Below are 22,247 nucleotides of genomic sequence, written 5' to 3' on the forward strand. Positions count from 1 at the left end.
TGCTTTTCTACCTATTATATGGCTAAATAAGTACTATATTTATTTGAAGGGAGAGAACGCAATGGAACATCACACTTCTGTTCTATCACTTATGGTTGTCGTTGCAATCGCGTTTTTCGTTCCCCTTTTGTTACAACGCTTTAAATTAAAAGCACTTCCTGTCGTCGTTGCAGAAATCATCGCAGGAATCTTTGTAGGTAAAAGTGGGTTTAATATTATTGAGCCAGATATGTGGCTTCAAGTCTTATCGACACTAGGATTTATCTTTCTTATGTTTTTAAGCGGTTTAGAAATTGATTTTTCTATCTTTAAACAAAAAGGGAAAAAGAATACGACAAACGAACCAAACACATTCCAAGCAGCAAGTGTTATCTTCTTATTTATTTTCATCTTATCTTATGCCCTATCATTACTATTCGTATGGTTAGGATTTGTAGATAATGCAATGTTTATGACTTTAATTATTTCAACAATCTCTTTAGGTGTTGTCGTACCAACATTAAAAGAGAATAACCTAGGAAAAACAGCAATTGGACAAATCATTTTATTGGTCGCTGTTATTGCGGATTTAGTTACAATGATTTTACTTGCTGTATTCGTCGGATTAAATTCCGAAAGCGGCCAAAGCATGTGGCTCCTTCTTCTTCTATTCGGCGCTGGTATTATTATTTACTTCGTTGCAAAACGTTTTAAAAACATTCCATACTTAGATAGCTTAAAAGCTGGTAGTGTACAAATTGATACAAGAGCTGTTTTTGCACTCATCTTAATATTAGTTGGGTTATCTGAATCCGTTGGAGCCGAAAATATTTTAGGTGCCTTCTTAGCAGGTGTACTCGTATCATTATTATCACCAAATGAAGATATGGTTGAAAAACTGGATTCTATCGGATACGGTTTCTTCATTCCTATTTTCTTCGTAATGGTTGGTGTAAATTTAGAGGTCTGGTCTATTTTCAAAGAACCTTCTAGCATGCTCATGATCCCAATTTTAATTGTAGGACTCTTTATTTCAAAACTGATACCATCACTCGTTTTACGAAAATGGTATCCACGTAATATCGTACTAGGAAGTGCCATCTTATTAACATCGACACTTTCTTTAGTTATTGCAGCTGCACAAATTGGTGAAAAACTAGGAATCATTAGTCCAAGTTTATCTGCCTCCCTTATTTTAAGCGCAGTTATTACTTGTATTTTCGCACCTATATTATTTAAAAAGATGTTCCCAAAAGTGGAAACACCAAAACCAAAAGTTTCAATTATTGGTGCGAGCAGAATTACCCTTCCGTTATCACTTGATTTAAAACGAGAAGATTATGACGTAACACTATATATGATGCGTCAAAATAAAATAAATGATGAGGAAGCGAAATCGCACGACTTCCCTATTGTGAAATTAGATGACATCACAATTGCATCATTAACCGAACAAACAGCATTTCATGCAGACCGCGTTGTTGTTGCAACAAGTGATGATGAACAAAACTTACTATTAGCAGAACATGCAAAAGAACTAGGTGTTGAACATGTTATTGCAAGTGTAGAAGATCCGCTTCTACAGGAAAAAGCAACACAAGAACATATCGCCGTATTCTCAACCATTAACTCTACACGTATTCTATTACGTGCATTAATTGATAAACCGAGTCTCGTTCGCTTAATTACAACAGCAAACGAAACAGTCCGTGAAGTTGAACTACGAAGCAATAAATATAACGGCGTTGCACTTCGTCGCCTTCCGTTTCTAGGTGATGTACTAGTCATTCAAATTTATCGTGGGAATAAAGCATTAATCCCGCATGGTGATACAAGACTACAACACGGTGACACATTACTTGTAACAGGCTCAAAGGAACATATCGATACACTAAAAAGCATATTAGAATAGAAAAATGCCCCTTACATAATTAAGGGGCATTTTTTCCATTGCATATGGTAAAATGTTACTATCACATATTATGAGGATGGATTACATTATGTCTATTATAACTTTAGCTCTCTTATTATTAGCAGAAATACTCGTTGCCATTATTCTCATCGGTGTTAGTATTGAAATTTGTAGTTACGGATGGAAAAGATCAAATGGAATAAAATACTCTTGCCTCTTACTTTCACTCCTTCTCGGAACCGCTAGTATACTCGGACTTTTCGCCGCACCTGCCTATTTCTTTATACAATTAACAGAAAAAGCCTTATAAGAAAGGATGTTAATATGATTACCGTGAAAAATATTGATGGATCTGAAACTTACGTATTACGTCAAAAAATTTTGCGCCCGAATCAAACATTAGCAGATTGTAAATACCCTTCTGACTATGAAACAGATACCTTTCACTTAGGCGCATTTATAAACGATCAACTTATTAGTATCGCTTCTTTCTCAAAGGAAATGCATCCCGACTTACAAGCAGGTATGCATTATCGTCTACGAGGAATGGCCACATTGCCTGAGTTTCGAAACAACCACGCTGGAAGCTCCTTAATTCAGAAAGCAGAACAAATCTTACAAGAGCGTCAATCAAATATATTATGGTGTAATGGCCGAATTACTGTGTCTGACTATTACAAGCGCTTAGGCTTCCAAGAACATGGTGAAATCTTTGAAATTGAACCAATTGGCCTTCATAAAGTACTGTATAAAAGAATATAAGAAAAGCTTTCCGCAATACGGGAAAGCTTTTCTTATATTTCAATCTTCACTTTTTATCTTTTTCATATATATGTATATAAACAGACTAGGAACTAAAAAACAAGCAAACATAATAAGTCCTGTCATACTAATTTCCTTTATCGAAATATCTGGTGTTACAACGATACAAATAGCTAAAATCCCAATAATAATACTTACAGGAATTAATAATAGTTTCATGAAATAGCTACGTGATACTCCCCCTGTATGCTCATACACTTCCACTGAATTTTTCAGATTTAAAAAGTTAATAACTACAATCCCACCCATAAATACCATTAATAAATCCGAAACACTTTCATATCCTGCATCTTGCAAAACGTAGCGATAAAAAACAATACCTAGTATGAAAATATTTTGTAAGATGAAAACTAATCTAATATGTTTTAACCCCTCAATCATTAAACGTTCATCTTTCACAATTTTCATCGAATCACTCCTTTTCCTCCCAAAACAAATCATTCAAAGTTTTATCCACTGCATAACAAATTTTCAAACATAAATCTAAAGACGGATTGTATTTGCCCTTCTCAATTAAACTAATCGTTTGCCTTGTAACGCCTACTTTTTCTGCTAATTGTTGCTGTGTTAAATCTAACTGAACACGCGCGACTTTTATTTTACTTACAGCCATTCATGTTCCCCCTCCATCCATATCGTAACATATATATTCCATTAAGTAATTTATATTTTGCGTGACTGATTATAGTTTCACTTTATTATACACAAAAAAGGAGCCCCTCATAAGAAGCCCCCTCTCCTATATTATAAGAATAAATGACATCCAAATAAAATTGTAAATAAGTAGAGTAACGGATGTACCTCCATCCCTTTCCCTTTCACAATTTTTAAGACTGGATACACTAAAAATCCAATTGCAATTCCATTCGCAATACTAGACGTTAACGGAATACCAACGAAAATTAAAAATGCTGGTAATGCATCTTCAAATTCATTCCAATTAATATCACGAATACTTTGTGCCATTAAACTACCGACAATAATTAATGAAGGAGCTGTAATAGCGGCTACACTTGATAAAGAAGCAATAACAGGGCTAAAGAATGCCGTTATAATCGTTAGGCCGACTACTACAATACCTGTTAATCCCGTTTTACCACCTGCAGCAATACCAGCTGAAGATTCAATCGTCGCTGCTGTTGGGCTTGTCCCAAAGATAGAGCCTGTAGTACCGCCAATTGCATCCGCAATAAATGCTTTACCAAAACGTTTCTCTGTATTATCTGTAATTAAACCTGCTTGTTTAATTAAACCGAGTAATGCTCCTGTTGTATCAAATAACAGTACAAGTAAAAATGAAAATACAACGCCATATAATCCGTATTCAATTACATCTGAAAAGGCGTTAATTGGATTTGAAACGATAATCCCCTCTGGTAAATGAGGCATCGCAACAATTTTATCCGTAAACTTCAGCTGCCCTGTAAAGAAGGCGATAATTCCTGTCACAATCATACTAATAAATAATGCACCGCTCACACGCAATGTCATTAATACCGCCGCTAAAATCAAACCAATTAAAGTTAAAATAACGGCTGGAGAATGGAAATCACCAATCGTAACTAAGTTAGATGGATGATCAACGATAATTCCAGATAGACGTAATCCAATAAAAGTAATAAATAACCCAATTCCACCTGCAATTGCATGTTTTAAACTATCAGGAATTGCGACAATAAGCTTTTGCCTAAATGAAGTGAAAGATAATAAAAGAAAAATGATACCTGTTACAAATACTGCTGAAAACGCAATGACATATGTAATCCCCTCTGCCTGTTGAACGACAGAATAAGCAAAATACGCATTCATTCCCATAGCTGGAGCAATAACAATTGGATAGTTAGCTAAAAACGCCATACATAGCGTCCCTACAACAGTCGCAATAATAGTTGCCGTAAAAGCTTGATCAAATGGTACACCTGCATCAGATAATATTTTCGGATTGATGACAAGAATATACGCAAATGTAAAAAAAGTTGTGATGCCAGCTAAAAGCTCTTGCTTCACAGAAGTGTTATATTTTTGTAATTGAAACATGGTTATGTACCCTTCCTACATCTGAATTATTATCACACATTCTTTTCTTACTAGTATGTGAGAAAATATAATACTTAATCTTAACAATCAATAAAAAGAAGAGTCAATATATTCGCTAATAGTTCGAATTTTAAGTTTAAGTCTGACAAGTACAGATGTAGTACAGTTAATAATGATTATTTTTGTAGCATAACAGATGGAAATGTTTTATAATTTGAAATAGTTAAATATTTAGTAAACGCATTCAAATATCGTTCACTCTACAAGGGGGATTCTTCTTATGCAGCACACAAACAAATCTGGAACTTTAAACCGAGGTTTAAAAGAACGACATATTACTTTAATGTCACTCGGTTCAGCTATTGGCGTTGGACTATTTTTAGGATCTGCTTCTGCTATTAAACTAGCTGGTCCTTCTATTTTACTAGGCTATATGATTGCTGGACTCGTTATTTTTTTCATTATGCGAGCACTCGGAGAAATGGCAATTGAACAACCTGTTGCTGGCTCTTTTAGTAAATATGCATATGATTATCTTGGACCACTAGCTGGCTATATTACCGGTTGGAACTACTGGTTCTTATGGGTTGTTACTTGCATGGCTGAAATTACGGCTGCTGGCATTTACATGCAGTACTGGTTCCCAGATATTCCGCGCTGGACTTGGGCTTTACTCGCTCTATTATTAATGAGTGCTTTCAACTTTTTATCTGTAAAAGTATTTGGAGAACTTGAATTTTGGTTTGCTCTCATTAAAATTGTCACAATTATCTGTATGATAGTAGTTGGGGCTGGTATTATTTTATTTGGCTTCGGAAACGGTGGTATCGCTACTGGCATTTCAAACCTTTGGTCACATGGTGGCTGGTTCCCAAATGGTTTTTCTGGGTTACTCCTCTCCATGCAAATGGTGCTATTCGCTTATTTAGGCGTTGAATTAATCGGCGTTACAGCGGGTGAAGCGCAAAACCCGAAAAAAACACTCGCAAAAGCAATCGATAACGTATTTTGGAGAATCTTACTGTTCTACGTTGGGGCTCTATTCGTTATGATGGCAATTTATCCATGGAACGAACTTGGTGAGAAAGGAAGTCCATTTGTATTAACATTCCAGCAAATCGGTATCGCAAAAGCAGCAGGGATTATTAACTTTGTCGTATTAACAGCAGCTCTTTCTTCTTGTAATGGTGGTTTATTTAGTACAGGCCGCATGCTGTATACATTAGCTCAACAGAAAAAAGCTCCGGAAAGATTCGGTCGTTTAAATAAAAATGGCATTCCAAGTCAAGGAATTGTAGCAACAGCAATCGTTTTACTCGTTGGTGTTATATTAAACTATCTTGTGCCCGCAAAAGTATTTACATGGCTCACTAGTATTTCAACTTTCGGGGCAATTTGGACTTGGGGTATTATATTAGTCGCTCAAATTAAGTTCCGTAAAAGTTTGCCGACGCAAAACAAACAAAAGTTATCGTATAAAATGCCTTTATACCCATTAAGTTCATATTTCTCACTTGCTTTCCTTGCACTCGTATTATGTATAATGGCGTATTCAGAAGATACAAGGATTGCATTAATTGTTGGACCAATTTGGCTTATCGGTTTAGCTGTCGTGTATTACATGAAAGGTTTTCATAAAATTGATGAAACACCTAATTCAAAAATTAGTTAAGCAAAACATCCCTTCCTTATTACTTGGAAGGGATATTTTTATGCCTATATAAATATTTCTCAACAAATTTCACGGTATTTTTACAAATTTTTAATATTTTTTATGTTTTCCGTCTTTATTTTTACAGAAAAATAAATTACATTATTAAAGCACATATATTTATTATTAGGGGGATTCTTCTATGAAGAATAAAAAATGGATTACATTTTCTTTAGCAACAGCAATTACACTAAGCATAGGGGCTTCGTTCATACCATCTACTTATGCCGAAAGCTCTGTAGACCCAGCTCCTGAAATTGCTGCAAAAGTTGTAAATCAAAACAATGGGAAAAAAGTATTATTCGATAATACACACGGTCAAACTGCCGGGACTGCTGACTGGGTTATCGATGGTGGCTTTTCTGATTTCGGAAACGGCATTGCCCAAAACGGCTATCATGTAAAAGAACTACGTAAATCAACACCGATTACATACGAAGATTTAAAAGACTACAATGTGTTTATCGTTCCAGAAGCAAATATTCCTTACAAAAAATCTGAACAAGATGCTATGTTACAATACGTGAAAAATGGCGGTAGTATCTTCTTCATTGCCGATCATTATAATGCAGATCGTAATAAAAATCGTTGGGACTCTTCTGAAGTATTTAACGGATATAGACGCGGTGCTTGGGATAATCCAGCAAAAGGAATGTCTAACGAAGAAGCCAATTCACAAGCTATGCAAGGAGTAGAAAGCTCTGATTGGCTATCTGACAACTTCGGTATTCGCTTCCGCTATAATGCAATCGGTGATGTTTCCGCTAAAAATATTGTATCACCTGAACAATCATTCGGAATTACAGAAGGGGTTTCATCTGTAGCAATGCATGCTGGTTCTACTTTAGCAATTACAAATCCAAAACTAGCAAAAGGACTTGTTTATCTTCCAGAAAACCCAGCAAAATGGAATAACGCTGTTGATAGCGGTGTGTATAACGGCGGTGGTGTTGCAGAAGGTCCTTATGCTGCTATCGCAAAAGTAGGGCTTGGAAAAGCTGCCTTTATTGGAGACTCTTCTCCTGTTGAAGATGCTACGCCAAAATACGTTCGTGAAGACTCTGGCCAAACAAAGAAAACTTACGATGGATATAAAGAAGAAAACGATGCGATTTTACTAGAAAATATCGTAAATTGGCTATCGAATAAAGAAACATTTACAAGTTTAGACCAAGTAAATGGTTTACAACTTGATTTACCTACCACTTTACAAACATTTGAACAACCAAGCTTATCAACTGAGCCACAACCTGAACCTTGGAGTGCGCCAAATGCAGGTTATCAATGGTTTAATACAAATACTTTTAAACCTGGTTCATATGGCTATAACGGTGCAGTAACAGCAAATGACTACGTAGTTACACACCCTAGCACTCTACCAAACAATGAAGTGTTCCAAATCAAAATTCAAGTAAATAACTTATTACCAAACACAACATACAATAATTATTCTTTAGGTATATTCACTACTGGCGGTACACAAGTAGCAAAAGTTCAAAATACAAACGGCACTTGGCCATCTACTTTCGGATATAGTAGTGCATTTTCTTTCACAACAAACAGCTTAGGTTCTACTGAAAAAATTGTGAACGTACAAATCGATCCAAATACGACTGGACAAGCAACACTTCGTCTACGCCAAAATACGACAGCGAAATATAGTGAGACTGTAACGATTAATAAGAAATAATGAAAAAGGCAATCCGGATATGGATTGCCTTCTTCTCATTTCTCTTCTTTTGAGAAAAACATTCTTGAAATAACGATGCCTATACTTCCTACGATTAAGAATAACACTGCCCTAATCATCATTGAAACTTCTGGTAAGTCTAGAAGAAATAGCTTTCCTATCGTTACGACTAACACGACTAAGCCGGCATATAATATTTCATTCATATTTTTATTCCTGCCAAGCCAAACTGCAAATAATGCATACACCATCCATAATAACGATACAGATACACTTATTATGCTTCCATCTGTGGACAAAACTTCACCGATTCTAGTAATTGTAATAAATACAATCACCATAAACCAATAGAGTGCTATAGAATACATATACTTGCCAAAGCTCGCTAATACTTCTTTCGCTTGTCTCATGCAATAATAGAACGTTCCTATTAAAATAAGATGAGCAACAAAGCCTGCCGAAATAAATTGATCAAACGGGCTAAAAATCGTCTGTATCATTCCAATTGCGTAAACCGTCGCACTAACATACAATTTTATCTGTTGTTTTCCTTTAATAGAAGTAAACATACCGAGGAAGCCTTGTAATAATAGTACAATCGCTGCATTCACTAAACTATACTCATATAAAATCGCTAAACTAAAGGCCCCCATTGCGAAACCAAATAAAAGATTTGTAAATGTAGAATGTCTATTCTTCCTATATTCAAACACGAACATAATAGCGTGCACGAGTGCACTTATCATTAATCCCCATGTTGTAAATTCATGTATTTTTGAAATGGCTAATATAAAGAAGACTGCATTCGCACTAAATATCGCCAAGCGTGGCTCTACTATAAAACTTCTCTCCGTAAACATATGCCAAAATAATAGTAAGTGAATTAAACCATAAACTACTGTTAACTGGACTTGCAAATCCTCTACTAACATTGACATAACAGCAAAGAAGACAAAAAGAACAATAGCAGCAACAACATAAGAAATCATATATAAATACTGATAACGATTTTTCAACGCATACCATAATAAGCTGAGCGTTAGTATCGTCTCATATCCAAAGAAAATATACGGATTAGGAGTTGTACTATTTAATAAGAACGGCACGAAGAAAGCTCCTACCGCTACAAAGATAGTAAGATATTCCGATTGATACCTCTTCGCTATATAAATACCTAAAATGACCCATGCGATATTACATAGAAACGCGACACTCGCTGGAATAAATCCATATAAATAATGTGCCGCAAATGTCGTTAAAACTATACCCGTAATACTTCCTCCTGCTAATACTAACCCTAACGCTTGCCGCTCGCGTTTAATTTGAATATCCCCTATATAATAAAAACCGATTGATAGGACAATACCAAACACAATTCGTATTGCTGGTGTTAATAATCCCGCATCTACCCCTGCTTTAAATAACCAAATTACTCCAAGCAACATAATACCGACAAATATGCGCGGTAACCAGGTTTGGCAAAACTTAATAATATTAAATGGTTCTCGTTTAAAAGCAGATATATCCACTTGTTTTACCTCACGTTCTTGCACAGGTTCTTTTATTGTAACTACTTCTTCTTTTTGTTTTTCTTCCGTCACCGTTTCAATATATTCTTTCTTTTCCTTACTAACATGTTGCTTAGCATTTTCTGCTTCTATTTCTCTTTGTTTGGCTTTCAATTCAAAAAGTGCTTCTTGAATCGTTTCAATTGCCGTTTCGAGTGCTTCTATTTTCTTATTCAAATCCTCCTTCATACGCTCCCCCCTTATCCGTTCAAAACCTATATATTACCAATTACCTTTATCATACTCTTAGTCTATTCATTTTCAATACTATTTTTCCAAAAAAGAAAGGTGTTTTCCGAAATTGGAAAACACCTTTCTTTTTATTTATAATGATACTAACAATTACACTAAGGCAGAAACCTACAAGTGCTGAAGTAATGCTTGCTAAAACAAATTATTACTTTTCATGTATACAAAAGCCTGTTTATCCGCTTATCTTTTATCAATTTTTGCTGCAATCCGATTTCCAATGAATTGGACAGATTGGACAAGAATAACAAGCATAAGTACTGTAACCACCATAACGTCGGTTTGGAAACGATAATATCCAAATCGAATTGCTAAATCACCAATACCGCCTCCTCCAACAACACCTGCCATTGCAGAATAAGAAATAAAACTTACTGTTAAAACGGTTAAGCTTAATACAAGACCCGAACGTGCTTCAACGAGTAATACTTTCCGTACAATTTGAAGCGGCGTTGCTCCCATTGCTTCCGCAGCTTCAATTACTCCTTTTGGCACTTCACGTAATGCCTGTTCTACAAGTCTTGCAAAATACGGAATTGCTGCTACTGACAAAGGAATTGTTGCAGCAATTGGACCAATTGTTGTTCCTAATATGGCTCGTGTAAGAGGTACAAGAGCCACTAATAATATAATAAATGGGAACGAGCGAATAATGTTTACAATCCCGTTTAAAACACGATGAACAATGTTCTGTTCCAGAATTTGTCCTTTACTTGTAAAATATAAAATAACACCTAAAGGAACACCTAAAATAATTGCTGCTCCAACAGAAAGTCCAACCATTAACAATGTTTGCAAAAGTGATGTCCCAATCTCTGGAAGCAATGGGATGATGTTATTGAACATGTGCAATGCTCCCTTCTTGCTCTATGCCTAATAAAAGTTTCGCAATTTCTGAGGTTGGTTTTAATTGTTGATCATACAAATCAAATGATTCAACAACTTCTCCATCTTCCATAATTGCGACTTTATTACAAATTTGTTTAATGACATTCATTTCATGCGTTACGATTACAATTGTAACGCCTAATTCTCTATTTATTTTTTGTAAGAATTGCAAAATAGAAAGTGTTGTTTTCGGATCAAGCGCCGATGTTGGTTCGTCACAAAGTAATACTTTAGGGTTATTTGCTAATGCACGAGTAATTGCTACCCGTTGTTTTTGTCCGCCACTTAATTGTGAAGGAAAATGATGTACTTTATCACTTAAACCAACAATCTCTAAACATTCTCTTACACGATTTTCTCTTTCTTCTTTCGAAACTGATTTTAGCTCTAATGGTAAAGCGACATTATCTAATACATTTTTATTATGAAGAAGATGAAAATGCTGAAATATCATACCAATCGATTGTCTTGCCGTTCGCAAATCTTTCTTAGATAACTTTGTTAAATCATTTCCGTTCACAATGATTGCACCTGAATCTGGATTTTCCAATAAATTCATTGTACGTAACAATGTAGACTTTTCGGCACCACTTAATCCGGCAATCCCGTATATATCATATTCTTCAATTTGCAAAGAGACTGATTTCACCCCGTGAAATAAGCCTTCTTTCGTTTGAAAGGTCTTATTTACATCACGTAATGTTATCATTTCACTCACTCCTTTTCACTTGATTTAAAAGCATCTTCTGCTAGTAACGAAAGCGTTACATCATCCATTGGAGGGTTGTGCAAACCAGCTCGAACATTCAAATAATAGCGGTGTAATGGATTGGTTTCAGATAAGCTTTTAGCCCCTACAATTCGCATCGATTTATCAACAACTGATATCGCTGTATTTGTCGCAATATATTTTGCTGCTGCTAGCTCCGCCTGTAATGATTGTTTATCTTCTACATCATCATATTTTTTTGCGATTTGATATACAAACGTACGAGCTTGTAAGAGTTCTAGCTCTAACTCTCCTACTAACCTTCTAACATTAGGAAGCAAACTAATCGGGTGAGTTAAACTATTCGGTTGATATGATTTTGCAAAATCAATTGCATAATTTCTTGCGGCCTGTGCGATTCCTAAATAGCATGCTGGTATATGAAGTAACCATCCAATTCCTTTTGGTTTCGTCTTTGAATCTTTTATATCGGTTAAATACTTATTAGCAATCTCTACATTTTTTAATACAAGATCATGACTAGCGGTTCCACGCATCGCAACGCTATCCCATGTCTCTTCAATAAAAACGCCTTTTTCATGTCTTGGGATTACAAATTCTCCAATTTCTTCGCGCCCTTCTATGCTGGCTGATATGATGAAATAATCAAGTACAGGAGCCATCGTTGTAAAAGTTTTTCTCCCGTTTATTAGCCACTTATCACCCTTTTGAACAGCTAATGTTTCTGGTTTTCCACCACGCGTAGGACTCCCTGTATTTCGCTCTGTTGCAGCTCGGTTAAAAAGAGCACCCTTTTTTACTTCTTCACAAAGCCAGGAAAACATGTCAGGTTTCCACGACCGATTTTCAGCAAGTTCCTTAATAATTCCAAGATGCCACCCAATTGATAAAGCTGTCGCACCATCTCCTTCGGCAATCTTTTCTTGAAATAAAACAAAATCATATAAAGAAATAGATTCTCCTCCAACATCTTTTGGGAGTGTTAGTTTTGTATAGCCAATATCCTGTAAATCTTTCATATTTTCAAAAGGAAAAGAACCAAGCTCACTTAGTTGATGCTCTCTTCCTGCAAACTGTGGAATTAACTCCTTTAGCTTTTCTAATACAAGCAGTTGTTTTTCTGTTTCTACATACGTGATTGCCATATTGAAGCCTCCTTTTACTTTAAATAATCAGGTAAAACAAAACCGTTAAACTGTTCTTCAGATTCAATCATTTTTTTAAATTCTGGTGAATGATATGCCTCAATTAAATCTTTAACAAACGCTTTCTCTTTATCTTCATCACGAACAGTAACGATGATTCGGTGTTGTGATGGTGTTTTTTCTAATTCAAGCGCCTCTTTTAATTTATGTCCTGATGAAATAACAAGATTTCCGTTAATAATACCGTAATCTAGATCCTTCATAGCTCGCGGGATTTGTGGCGATTCAAGTGGAACCAGTTTGAAATTTTTCTTTTTATACGTCACGTCTTTTTCAGAAACCGTTAAAATATTTACATTGTCCTTTAACTTCACCCAACCAATTCCTTCTAAAATTCGTAATGCACGCTCTAAGTTAACAGGATCATTGGGTACTCCTATTTTCATACCATCTTCCAAATCATCTAATGATTTATGTTTTTCAGAATATACACCTTGGGGTGCTGAAGGGACTTGTATTACCCCTTTAATTTTCGCATTATTTTCTTTTGCGTAAGATTCCATAAAGGCAGTGCTTTGAAATATGTTTGCATCAATATCTTTACTTGTTAACGCTGGATTTGTTTCGTTTGGCGAATTAAACTCAACAATTTTAACTTTATATCCCTTCTTCTCTAAGTACGGCTGTATTGCTTTTTTCACCTGATCACTATACGGACCAGGTGTAAACCCTAAACTAATTTCTTTTTGATCCCCCGTTGTTGTTTGTGTGCAACCTGTAATAACAAACAAACTGCATACAATACTTACAAGTGCTAAAAATAAACGTTTCATCTCTTTTCCCTCCTAAATAAAAAAACAACCTTACATATAAGAAGGTTGTCGTTTTCTCCCTCTTATCTACTCGGAATTAGCACCTTGTTATTTTGTCAGGTTGCTGAAGCTTCATTGGGCCGTTCCCTCCACTTCTCTCGATAAGATTATATTGAATTGTTCCCCCTATTGTGCCACTATTCCGATTTAATTACAAGGTTTTTTTACGTTTTTTTCCATAAAATATAAAAGAACGCATCCAATAAAGCATATTAACCCTACAGGAAAAAGCTTTCTTTATCATTCCAACCTAGTAAATTGTTATACGCACATACACTTTTACCTGTTATTTTGCTTTAATAGTAATAACATCGAGCTATTCACTTTCAATACTATTTTTCAAAAAAGAAAGGTGTTTTCCAAAATAGGAAAACACCTTTCTTTTATTTCTTCTTATTTAATACAACACCAATACAAGCACCTATAATAGCTGGAACAATCCACCCAACACCTTCCATATAAAACGGAATGTATTTCAATACTGATGTCCACTGATTCATCATCACATTTTTATTGAAAATATCAACTGCACTAAACACCGCTACAATTCCAACAGTTACTGTATATACGTATGCATACTTCTCAATATACTTATGGAATAGCCCTAAAATAATAAGCGTTAATGCAACTGGATAAATAAATCCAAGAATCGGTACTGATACTTTTAAAATTTGTGTTAATCCTAAATTAGCTAAAATCATACTAACCAAACTTAATATAAATGCCCAAACTTTATAAGCTACTTTCGGAAATGCACTTGCGAAAAATTGACTACAAGATGTAACAAGTCCGATTGACACACATAAACACGCGATCGTAAAAATAAGACCTAATAAAACGACCCCGCCTTGCCCAAATAATGTAGTCATCACTTGCGCTAACACTTGCGCGCCATTATCAAATGTCCCCAATGAACCACTCATTGAACCGACATATCCAAGTATGACATAAATAATAGATAATAATAGTCCTGCACCAATTCCAGCAATACTCATATATTTCGCTAAACCTTTATCATCTTCAATACCTTTTGCACGAAGAGCATTTGCAATCACAATCCCAAAAATTAAAGCTGCTAATGCATCCATCGTTAAATATCCATCTAAAAACCCTTGGAACATAGGCGCTTGTCCATAATTTCCAGCAGCCTCTTTCACACTACCTACTGATGTAAACATGCTTTTTATAAAGATAAGAGCAATCATACCTAATAATAACGGTGTTAAAACTTTTCCGAACAACCCCATTAATTTAGACGGTGATAAACTTAACCAGTACACAATACTAAAGAAAATAACTGTGTAACATAATAAGACTACGCTACCCGCTTCCGGAAATAGCTGACCCGGTCCCATTTCAAAAGCTAGACTTCCTGCACGCGGAATACCAAGGCCTGGTCCAATAAATACATACACGATACACGGAAAAATAATGGCGAATGAAGAATGAACTCTACCCGCTAGCGTTTGAAAACTTCCTGCTTTTGCAATCGCAATAACTCCCAATATCGGAAGACCTGTTGCTGATATAATAAACCCTACTAATGAAATCCACACATGTTCTCCTGCTTCATACCCAAGAAAAGGTGGAAATATAAGATTCCCCGCTCCAAAGAACATCGAGAATAACATAAGACTAATAAGTAAAATTTCTTTTTTCTGTAACAATTTCATTTCTTTCTCCTTCTTTAATTTCATCTTTTATGAAATCAATTTCACATATAAAAAAGTGCAATAAACCGCTTCTTTACAAAGAAAACATAGTCCATAGTCTAACATAAAAGAAACACTCATTCTATAGCTATATCCCTTTTCCAATTTCTTCTGAAAAATCAACCTTTATTGACTTATAATAGTTAATAAAGTAAAATATTAAATGTACAAAATTATTAACTTTGTTTTTGTTTGTGTCAGGAGGAAAATAACATGGAATCAGCGATACAACTAGAAAGAGAACAACAAAGAAAAAAGAAACATCCTCCAGGTTTATACTTACTCTTCTTTACAGAAATGTGGGAAAGATTTAGTTACTATGGATTACGAGGATTATTAACATTATATTTAACGACAGCTTTAGTAAGCGGTGGTCTTGGGTTTAGTCCTGGATGGGCACTCTCTATTTACGGATTTTACACTGGAGCCTGTTATTTCACACCGATGATTGGTGGATACTTAACAGACCGTTTTCTAGGTAGACGAAAAGCGATCACAATTGGTGGTATAACAATGGCAATCGGTAACCTTACACTATTTGCCTTACAAAACCAAGTCGGCCTATACCTCGGATTAGCGCTTATTATTATCGGTAATGGATTCTTCAAACCGAACATCTCTACACTGGTTGGGGAATTATACGAAGAGAACGATCCAAAACGTGATAGTGCATTTACCATTTTCTATATGGGTATTAATGTCGGATCATTTTTAGCTCCACTCGTTTGCGGATTTTTATCAGAAAATTTATTCAAAACAACGGTTGATGGCGTTGTACATTACGGATTCCGTTACGGATTCTTAGCCGCTTCAATCGGAATGATCATTGGACAAATTTTATTTACAACACTATCCAATCGCTTCCTTGGTGATATCGGTAAAAAACCAACTCGCGATTTACAAACAACAGATGGACAACCATCAGTAGGAGATACACCTTTAACAAAAAAAGAAAAACAACGTACTGCAGTTATCGTCATTTTAACATGCTTCGTTGTCTTCTTCTGGGCTGGCTTTGAACAAGCTGGTAGTTCATTAACATTATATACAAACAAATTTGTAGACCGCTCTGTGTTCGGATGGGAAGTTCCAACATCTTGGTTCCAATCGGTCAATCCATTATTTATTATTTTACTTGCTCCAGTTATTTCGGCATTATGGGCAAAACTTGCAACTCGCAAGCGCGGGGATTTAAAAATCCCAACTAAAATGGGACTTGGTATGATCTTGCTCGGTATCGGTTATATCATTCTCGTTATTGCTACATTAAAAACAGGTAGTGATGAACATAACATTACAGAAAAAGCAAACTTACTATTTATCGTCTTTACGTATCTTTTCCATACGTTAGGTGAGCTATTCTTATCACCTGTTGGACTATCAATGGTTAGTGCGCTTGCCCCAGTAAAACTTGCTTCTTTATTAATGGGAGTATGGTTAGCAAGCTCAGGAATCGCTAACATTTTAGGTGGACAACTTGCAAGCTTCACAACTTCACTTGGATATGCTGAAGTATTTACAGTAATTGGCGCTGTAGCAATTGTATTAGGCTGCGTTTTATTACTAATTTCTAAGAAGTTAGTGAAATGGATGGATTAAAAAAGATGAGGGGAAATCCCTCATCTTTTTTATGCATTCTTACCTTTTTCTATCGCTTGTTCGTACAGATTTTTATGTTCTTTATATTCACTTGGCACAAAATTCTTATAGAAGAATGCAAGCCAACTGTCTCCTTTTTTATATCCTTCTTCTCTAATTTCTGCTGCTTTTTTATTTGATTTAAATCCTTCAATAAACCATTTCTTTAACGATTCATTTTTTTCATATTTAGCAGGAACTTTCAAATCATAGTTTTCAAATGCATACTTATAGCCAGCCTTTTCTACTGCTTTTTTTGTAGATTTATAACCCTTTTCATAAGCTGTTTCATACGCCTTCACGTACACATCTTTCTCTCTATTTCCGGGGTTCTTTCCGGCTAATTCCTTACCTGCCTTTTCCCCTAGTTCAGCTTGCTCTTTTTCAATTTTTTCTGTTCTTTCTTTATTCCCTACTTGGAAACCTTCTGCAAAATTCGGCTTAAACTCTGGAGCAATTTGACTATCTTCCATCGTCTCTTGTGCTAAACCTTGCTCTTTTCCTTTTTCAAAATTCGTTTTCTTCTGCTCTTCTAAAGACCAAGATGCAGCATAAGCAATTTTGAATGCTTCTTTATATGTATCTGATTTTCCAGCTAAATGTGATTCTGCATCATTTTTCCCTGCTTTAAAATCAATCTCTCCATTTTTTTGTCCCTCAAGCTGTCCTTTTTCCATATCAGCTTGACGTTGTGCTTCCTCTCGCTTACGTGCTTCTTCCGCTTTTCTTTGTTCTTCAGCTACACGTTGTCTCTCTGCCTCTGCTTTTCTTTGTTCCTCCGCTACACGTTGTCTCTCTTCTTCAGCTTTACGCTGCGCCTCTGCAGCACGTTGTTTTTCAGCCTCAGCATTGCGCTGTGCTTCTGCTTGTCTTTCAGCTTCTACAGCACCATTATTATTTTGACTAGGAGCTGGACTTGTTGCACCACTACTAGAAGCTGGCTTATTGTGATAATGATATTCCCCGTACTGCAATCCCCATTTTTCACAATTTGTACGACACGTATGTCCCCCATTAGCATCTGTACGTCCTGGATGCGCATAGGCTGAAATTGGAGCTACCAATAACGCTACACTTGTTGTTAAAAGAAGTTTCTTCACCTGTTGTTTCACTCTTATTCCTCCCAAAATCTTGAATTCTAACTTTATTATACATAAATAGAAAAATACTTAAATACCAACTAAAATATTCTATTATTTCTCAACATTAGTAAAAAAGAAGGTCAACTCTTTAGAGAGTTGACCTTCTTTTTTATTTCTTCGCCTTCGTTCCTACTAAATCACCAGCAACAACATAACGTTTAGAATTATCTTTTACAGATACACATGTAATAAGTGTTATCTCATCTTTCCCATGATCTTCAACAACCTCCCATTTATCAGGAGTTACTTCAGATACACCAGTAACCGCATATTCATATTCGTTTTCATTATCATACAAATAAATTTTATCACCTTTTTTTAGAGACGCTATATCACTAAATAAAACACCTTTTTTAGACATGTTATGTCCTGCTAATGCATAATTCCCTTTTCCCATTACTTGATTTTCTTTTACTGTTGCTGCACCTGATAATAGGTTTTTCTCAGTAGAAGACTTTAAAACAGGAAGTTCTAATGAAACACTCGGAATCGAAATACGACCAATTACTTGTTTCTTATCTAAAGATGCGTTCGCTACTTCTGCCAAGTCTGGTTGATTAATTTTCGAAGCATCTACAAATTCTGTCTCATGTTTTTCATAATCCATTTTTTGAACAGCCTGTACATTTTCAGTCTGTTTCTTTTCAGCTTGATATCCATCATAAAATGGTTTGCCGATTAATACACCACCTACAACAAATAGGAGGATTGCTACTATACTATAAATTCTTTGCTTATTCATATACAATTCCTTTCCGTTACAAAATCTTACTCTATTTAAAATGATAAGATAATATTGCTATATGTACAAGTGTAAGCTGAAAAGAAACCTTCTTGCTGATGCAAGAAGGTTTCTTTTTAAGCGATTTTATTTCGATATAAAGATACGTGGAAAATTGTCATTTGAATAAAGAAAATACTAAATGCAATATATATTGGATATGCAGGAACATATAGATTAGCAATTGGAGAAAGCGTTAAAAAACCAACCGCACAAGGCAACACGTACCATAGTGACATAAATGTAGTACGACAAGCCTTTTCTGTAATCGCCTTTTCCCGCTCGTCTTCTTGAGGAAATAACAGTGGAAACATCCAATATGATAGCTCTTTATATTTTTTCTTTTGAATTTTATAAAGAACAGTCGATACAATACCAAATATTAAAAGCAATCCTATTGGCATTAAACTCACCGAAACTTCAAATGGTACCCTCTTCGTTTGAATAAAATTAGCAACTTCGATAGTAAAATAATACAACTCAATAAATGCCCAACCTGCTAATACCATTAAAAGTACATTCAACATATAGGAAAATACAAGTCTATTCATCCTCTTCCCCCTCCTTATTTAAAACAAACACATCTTCCATCTTGAGCTCGAACACATCGCAAATCGTAAGCGCTAATAACAATGACGGAACATAATCCCCTTTTTCAATTGCCGCGATTGTTTGTCTCGTCACTCCAACCTTTTCTGCTAATACACTTTGCGAAAAATTAAACCGAGCTCTTAATTCCTTCACTCTATTTAAAATGGTCAAATTTACCACCTCTCACCATCATTGTATGCTATCCTTAACAAAATGTAAACTCAACTTAACATTATTTTCACAAAAAAATCCAACTTTACGTATTGTAAAGTTGGATTACATATTAATTTAAAATTTTAACTTTAACTGTTCTTCTACCCCACTCATTAGCTTGAGCTGAATTTGGCATTAATAGATCAATGATATGCCCTTTTATTGCACTACCAGTATCTCCAGCAATTGCAGTTCCATATCCTTCTACATATACAGTAGAACCTAATGGGATAACAGATGGATCTACAGCAATTAATTTCATGTTTGGATTTGCAGTTAAATTATGTCCTAACTTAGATTTTACAGTTTCACCCGGTTTATAGCCATTTTCAGATGGATCAGCTGTATAAGCCGTTGCTGTTACGTAAAATTCTTTTCCACCTTGAGCTGGTTTCGTATCAGGCTTAGACTCTGTTTCTGTATTTTTCGCTACAGCTACAGGTTCAGCTGGTTTACTAGCTTTTTCCTGCTTTTGCTTTTCAGCAATTTCCGCTTGCGCTTTTGCTAAAGCTTCTTGTTCAGCCTTTGCAGCTGCCTCCGCTTTTGCACGCTCTTCTGCTGCAATTCTTGCTGCTTCTTGCTCACGAGCAATCGTTTCTTGTACTGCCTTCATGTTTGATTCGATTTTAGCCTTTTCTTCTGCAGCTAAATTAAGTTGGCTTGCAACCTGATTATATTTAGCTTGAACTGTTTGTAAGTTAGCTTGACGCTTTTTCAAGTTATCTTGCAAATCAGCTTGTGCTTTTGCTAATTTTTGTTTGTCTACTACTAAAGATGCTTCTTTTTCGTCAATTGTTTTCTTGTCTGCTTCAATTTGACGAAGATCTTGTTCCTGTAGACGTAAAATTTCTTTATCAGCTTCTAAAATAGTAGAAACTGCGTTCATACGTTGTAAGAAATCTGCAAAGTTTTTTGACTCTACTACAACTTCTACTACTAAACTTGTATTTGAACTGTTTTGAACAGAAACCATACGTTTTCTCATAATATCTTTACGAGCAAGGACTTTATCCTCTAAAACGACAATTTCTTCCTTTTTTTGCTCAATCTGCTTATGTGTTTCATCAATTTTACGTTGAATAGCAGCTTGATCCTCTTTATTTTTTGCAATTGTATTATTTAAATTATGTAGTTCGTTTTCGATACCTTGAATTTCTTTACTAACAGCTTGCTTCTCTTGCTCTTTCTTTTGCATTTCTGCATCGTTTTGCTGCAATTGCTGTTGCATGTTGTTAAGTTTCTCGTCGTTTGACTCTGCTTTAACAGCGACTGTACTAGAAAGACTTATAATTCCTGCTAATACTAGACTACTGATTCGCTTAAAATAGTTCATAATCCGACTCCCTTCTTATACAGTTATACATGATTTATTTTACAGTTTGTTTACAATACCATTAAATACAGTTTATTTTTCATGACGAAAAAAAGGGAATTATGCATAAAATGTAATAGATTCTTAAATATTTAACAATTCCTATATTTAAAAATTATAAAAGATGCTAAAATCCAAATATAGAGAAAATATAACTTCTAAAGGCGGTTGAAATAAATATATGTTTACTAAAAAGAAATCACTCCAACATAAAATTGATCAATTAGAAAGTCGTATACAAGAACTAGAAGCAGAATTAAAACAAAAGGATATCGAACAACAAGAGACTATTTCTTCTATCCACGATCGTGTACAAAGCGTTGTTCAAGAGCATCAACTTGTAAATAACCAGCACAATACACTTCAAAATTTAGTTCAACAATTAAGCTCATGTTTCGAAAATGTTTCAACACGCACGACACATTCCAATGAATTAAATAATGAAATGTTACAAAAAGAACAAAGCTTAATTCAATCTATTGAAGAAATCATTGACTGCTCTAATGAAGGAAAAGAATCTGTTCACCGTTTACTTATTGTAATTAACAAATTAGGCGAACAATCTCAACGTACGTCTAATAGTATGAATCATTTAAGTGAACGCTCAAAAGAAATCGAGCAAATTGTAGAAGTCATTCAAAACATTGCAGCACAAACAAATTTACTTGCTTTAAATGCAAGCATTGAAGCTGCACGTGCTGGTGAACACGGTAAAGGATTCGCTGTCGTTGCCAATGAAGTAAGAAAATTAGCTGAAAGTACAGCTGAAAGTACAAAAAACATTGGCAACTTAACGAAAAAAATTCAAGAAGAAATTGAAAAAGCATACGATAATACAAAAGATAATTTGCATTTAGTCGATGAAGGTGTAGAAATGAGTGCCGATACAAACGCTAGAATTGAAAATATTTTAATTATGATTCAAACGTTACAAAACGGTGCTACTAATGTTATTAAAGCTATTGAAAATCAAAAGTCTTGTAATGATGATATATTACGAGAATTCGCTACTACACAACAAATGTTCCAAAAGTTAAATACTACTATTATGAATCACATTCATGATGCTGAGAAAGTCGATGTTCAATTAACGAAAAGTCTTGAAGAAACAGCAGTTTCTCATTAATAATAAAAATCCCTTATACTGCTATAAGGGATTTTTATTATATTTCGAATATTTATTTCTTCTCAATAT

20 protein-coding genes, 1 pseudogene and 1 riboswitch are annotated in these 22,247 nt (G+C 35.0%); of the genes and pseudogenes, 7 read left to right on the forward strand and 14 right to left on the reverse strand.

The features are described from left to right. Positions 1–61: 61 nt before the first annotated feature. The 3 genes from QCI47_RS24555 to QCI47_RS24565 are packed head-to-tail and all read left to right on the forward strand — an operon-like array spanning position 62 to position 2,653. Positions 62–1,891 carry a monovalent cation:proton antiporter family protein gene (locus tag QCI47_RS24555; protein ID WP_000399992.1) on the forward strand — a complete coding sequence of 610 codons (1,830 nt, stop codon included), beginning with the start codon at positions 62–64 and terminating at the stop codon, positions 1,889–1,891. A 52-nt stretch (positions 1,892–1,943) separates the two neighbouring features. After that, entirely contained in the window at positions 1,944–2,201 is a 258-nt protein-coding gene (locus tag QCI47_RS24560; RefSeq protein WP_001996702.1) for a DUF4022 family protein, read from the forward strand. 14 nt (positions 2,202–2,215) lie between these two features. Beyond that, a complete protein-coding gene (locus tag QCI47_RS24565; RefSeq protein ID WP_000633750.1) occupies positions 2,216–2,653 on the forward strand; it encodes a GNAT family N-acetyltransferase in 438 nt (145 codons plus the stop codon). Positions 2,654–2,692: 39 nt separating this feature from the next. On the opposite strand, the gene QCI47_RS24570 is transcribed toward QCI47_RS24565, so the two are convergent. From QCI47_RS24570 to QCI47_RS24580, 3 genes are all read right to left on the reverse strand, one after another. Next, on the reverse strand, positions 2,693–3,121 hold the full coding sequence (locus tag QCI47_RS24570) for a hypothetical protein (RefSeq protein ID WP_061131328.1): 429 nt from the start codon (positions 3,119–3,121) through the stop codon (positions 2,693–2,695). Positions 3,122–3,125: 4 nt separating this feature from the next. Next, positions 3,126–3,326, reverse strand: a complete 201-nt coding sequence (locus QCI47_RS24575) for a helix-turn-helix transcriptional regulator (RefSeq protein ID WP_000301182.1) — start codon at positions 3,324–3,326, stop codon at positions 3,126–3,128. A gap of 131 nt (positions 3,327–3,457) precedes the next feature. Next, a complete protein-coding gene (locus tag QCI47_RS24580; protein WP_242277407.1) occupies positions 3,458–4,750 on the reverse strand; it encodes an NCS2 family permease in 1,293 nt (430 codons plus the stop codon). Positions 4,751–5,030: 280 nt separating this feature from the next. Between QCI47_RS24580 and QCI47_RS24585 the strand changes: the two genes are divergently transcribed. Together QCI47_RS24585 and QCI47_RS24590 are read left to right on the forward strand one after the other, a co-directional pair. Then, positions 5,031–6,422, forward strand: a complete 1,392-nt coding sequence (locus QCI47_RS24585) for an amino acid permease (RefSeq protein ID WP_001164906.1) — start codon at positions 5,031–5,033, stop codon at positions 6,420–6,422. A 181-nt stretch (positions 6,423–6,603) separates the two neighbouring features. Then, entirely contained in the window at positions 6,604–8,151 is a 1,548-nt protein-coding gene (locus QCI47_RS24590; RefSeq protein WP_071742041.1) for a DNA-binding protein, read from the forward strand. Positions 8,152–8,186: 35 nt separating this feature from the next. Here QCI47_RS24590 and QCI47_RS24595 read toward each other — a convergent pair whose 3' ends face one another. The 6 genes from QCI47_RS24595 to brnQ1 all read right to left on the reverse strand — a co-directional run bounded on the left by QCI47_RS24595 (position 8,187) and on the right by brnQ1 (position 15,276). Further along, complete coding sequence (locus tag QCI47_RS24595) at positions 8,187–9,908, reverse strand: DUF2339 domain-containing protein (protein ID WP_076875257.1); 1,722 nt, start codon at positions 9,906–9,908, stop codon at positions 8,187–8,189. A 243-nt stretch (positions 9,909–10,151) separates the two neighbouring features. Then, complete coding sequence (locus QCI47_RS24600; protein WP_000482880.1) at positions 10,152–10,814, reverse strand: methionine ABC transporter permease; 663 nt, start codon at positions 10,812–10,814, stop codon at positions 10,152–10,154. Beyond that, on the reverse strand, positions 10,804–11,565 hold the full coding sequence (locus QCI47_RS24605) for a methionine ABC transporter ATP-binding protein (protein ID WP_353811974.1): 762 nt from the start codon (positions 11,563–11,565) through the stop codon (positions 10,804–10,806). The genes QCI47_RS24600 and QCI47_RS24605 overlap by 11 nt, the downstream gene beginning before the upstream one ends. Before the next feature lie 5 nt (positions 11,566–11,570). After that, complete coding sequence (locus QCI47_RS24610) at positions 11,571–12,731, reverse strand: acyl-CoA dehydrogenase family protein (protein ID WP_001018851.1); 1,161 nt, start codon at positions 12,729–12,731, stop codon at positions 11,571–11,573. Positions 12,732–12,745: 14 nt separating this feature from the next. Continuing rightward, entirely contained in the window at positions 12,746–13,564 is an 819-nt protein-coding gene (locus QCI47_RS24615; protein ID WP_000825291.1) for a MetQ/NlpA family ABC transporter substrate-binding protein, read from the reverse strand. Positions 13,565–13,623: 59 nt separating this feature from the next. Then, positions 13,624–13,711: riboswitch (SAM riboswitch) on the reverse strand. Between the two features lie 275 nt (positions 13,712–13,986). Beyond that, positions 13,987–15,276, reverse strand: coding sequence for a branched-chain amino acid transport system II carrier protein BrnQ1 (brnQ1, locus tag QCI47_RS24620; RefSeq protein WP_000771680.1), 1,290 nt, complete (start codon positions 15,274–15,276; stop codon positions 13,987–13,989). A 252-nt stretch (positions 15,277–15,528) separates the two neighbouring features. On the opposite strand from brnQ1, the gene QCI47_RS24625 reads away from it, so the two are divergent. Next, positions 15,529–16,914, forward strand: coding sequence for a peptide MFS transporter (locus tag QCI47_RS24625; protein ID WP_000443153.1), 1,386 nt, complete (start codon positions 15,529–15,531; stop codon positions 16,912–16,914). Positions 16,915–16,943: 29 nt separating this feature from the next. On the opposite strand, the gene QCI47_RS24630 is transcribed toward QCI47_RS24625, so the two are convergent. The 5 genes from QCI47_RS24630 to QCI47_RS24650 all read right to left on the reverse strand — a co-directional run bounded on the left by QCI47_RS24630 (position 16,944) and on the right by QCI47_RS24650 (position 21,013). Continuing rightward, entirely contained in the window at positions 16,944–18,065 is a 1,122-nt protein-coding gene (locus QCI47_RS24630) for a YHYH domain-containing protein (protein WP_000813415.1), read from the reverse strand. A gap of 139 nt (positions 18,066–18,204) precedes the next feature. Then, positions 18,205–18,837 carry a class A sortase gene (locus QCI47_RS24635; protein WP_001041721.1) on the reverse strand — a complete coding sequence of 211 codons (633 nt, stop codon included), beginning with the start codon at positions 18,835–18,837 and terminating at the stop codon, positions 18,205–18,207. 116 nt (positions 18,838–18,953) lie between these two features. After that, entirely contained in the window at positions 18,954–19,427 is a 474-nt protein-coding gene (locus QCI47_RS24640) for a hypothetical protein (RefSeq protein WP_001081111.1), read from the reverse strand. After that, positions 19,420–19,638 (reverse strand): helix-turn-helix transcriptional regulator, encoded by a 219-nt coding sequence (locus QCI47_RS24645; protein WP_000154009.1) that lies wholly within the window; start codon positions 19,636–19,638, stop codon positions 19,420–19,422. The genes QCI47_RS24640 and QCI47_RS24645 overlap by 8 nt, the downstream gene beginning before the upstream one ends. A 112-nt stretch (positions 19,639–19,750) precedes the next feature. After that, positions 19,751–21,013: a 3D domain-containing protein gene (locus QCI47_RS24650; protein WP_061131325.1), complete on the reverse strand. Its 1,263-nt coding sequence runs from the start codon at positions 21,011–21,013 to the stop codon at positions 19,751–19,753. A gap of 631 nt (positions 21,014–21,644) precedes the next feature. Between QCI47_RS24650 and QCI47_RS30315 the strand changes: the two are divergent. Beyond that, positions 21,645–22,178: pseudogene (locus QCI47_RS30315) on the forward strand (methyl-accepting chemotaxis protein); the annotation flags it as partial. Positions 22,179–22,247: the final 69 nt, after the last annotated feature.

It is taken from the genome of Bacillus cereus group sp. RP29 (assembly GCF_040459765.1).
Lineage (GTDB): Bacteria > Bacillota > Bacilli > Bacillales > Bacillaceae_G > Bacillus_A > Bacillus_A paranthracis.

Bases quoted from the DNA above. Each gene is read 5' to 3' on its own strand.
- QCI47_RS24585 (WP_001164906.1), top strand. From the start codon at position 5,031: ATGCAGCACACAAACAAATCTGGAACTTTAAACCGAGGTTTAAAAGAA.
- QCI47_RS24610 (WP_001018851.1), bottom strand. From the start codon at position 12,731: ATGGCAATCACGTATGTAGAAACAGAAAAACAACTGCTTGTATTAGAA.
- QCI47_RS24605 (WP_353811974.1), bottom strand. From the start codon at position 11,565: ATGATAACATTACGTGATGTAAATAAGACCTTTCAAACGAAAGAAGGC.
- QCI47_RS24565 (WP_000633750.1), top strand. From the start codon at position 2,216: ATGATTACCGTGAAAAATATTGATGGATCTGAAACTTACGTATTACGT.
- QCI47_RS24635 (WP_001041721.1), bottom strand. From the start codon at position 18,837: ATGAATAAGCAAAGAATTTATAGTATAGTAGCAATCCTCCTATTTGTT.
- QCI47_RS24640 (WP_001081111.1), bottom strand. From the start codon at position 19,427: ATGAATAGACTTGTATTTTCCTATATGTTGAATGTACTTTTAATGGTA.
- QCI47_RS24625 (WP_000443153.1), top strand. From the start codon at position 15,529: ATGGAATCAGCGATACAACTAGAAAGAGAACAACAAAGAAAAAAGAAA.
- QCI47_RS24595 (WP_076875257.1), bottom strand. From the start codon at position 9,908: ATGAAGGAGGATTTGAATAAGAAAATAGAAGCACTCGAAACGGCAATT.
- QCI47_RS24555 (WP_000399992.1), top strand. From the start codon at position 62: ATGGAACATCACACTTCTGTTCTATCACTTATGGTTGTCGTTGCAATC.
- QCI47_RS24650 (WP_061131325.1), bottom strand. From the start codon at position 21,013: ATGAACTATTTTAAGCGAATCAGTAGTCTAGTATTAGCAGGAATTATA.
- QCI47_RS24575 (WP_000301182.1), bottom strand. From the start codon at position 3,326: ATGGCTGTAAGTAAAATAAAAGTCGCGCGTGTTCAGTTAGATTTAACA.
- QCI47_RS24560 (WP_001996702.1), top strand. From the start codon at position 1,944: ATGTTACTATCACATATTATGAGGATGGATTACATTATGTCTATTATA.
- brnQ1 (WP_000771680.1), bottom strand. From the start codon at position 15,276: ATGAAATTGTTACAGAAAAAAGAAATTTTACTTATTAGTCTTATGTTA.
- QCI47_RS24600 (WP_000482880.1), bottom strand. From the start codon at position 10,814: ATGTTCAATAACATCATCCCATTGCTTCCAGAGATTGGGACATCACTT.
- QCI47_RS24615 (WP_000825291.1), bottom strand. From the start codon at position 13,564: ATGAAACGTTTATTTTTAGCACTTGTAAGTATTGTATGCAGTTTGTTT.
- QCI47_RS24590 (WP_071742041.1), top strand. From the start codon at position 6,604: ATGAAGAATAAAAAATGGATTACATTTTCTTTAGCAACAGCAATTACA.
- QCI47_RS24570 (WP_061131328.1), bottom strand. From the start codon at position 3,121: ATGAAAATTGTGAAAGATGAACGTTTAATGATTGAGGGGTTAAAACAT.
- QCI47_RS24580 (WP_242277407.1), bottom strand. From the start codon at position 4,750: ATGTTTCAATTACAAAAATATAACACTTCTGTGAAGCAAGAGCTTTTA.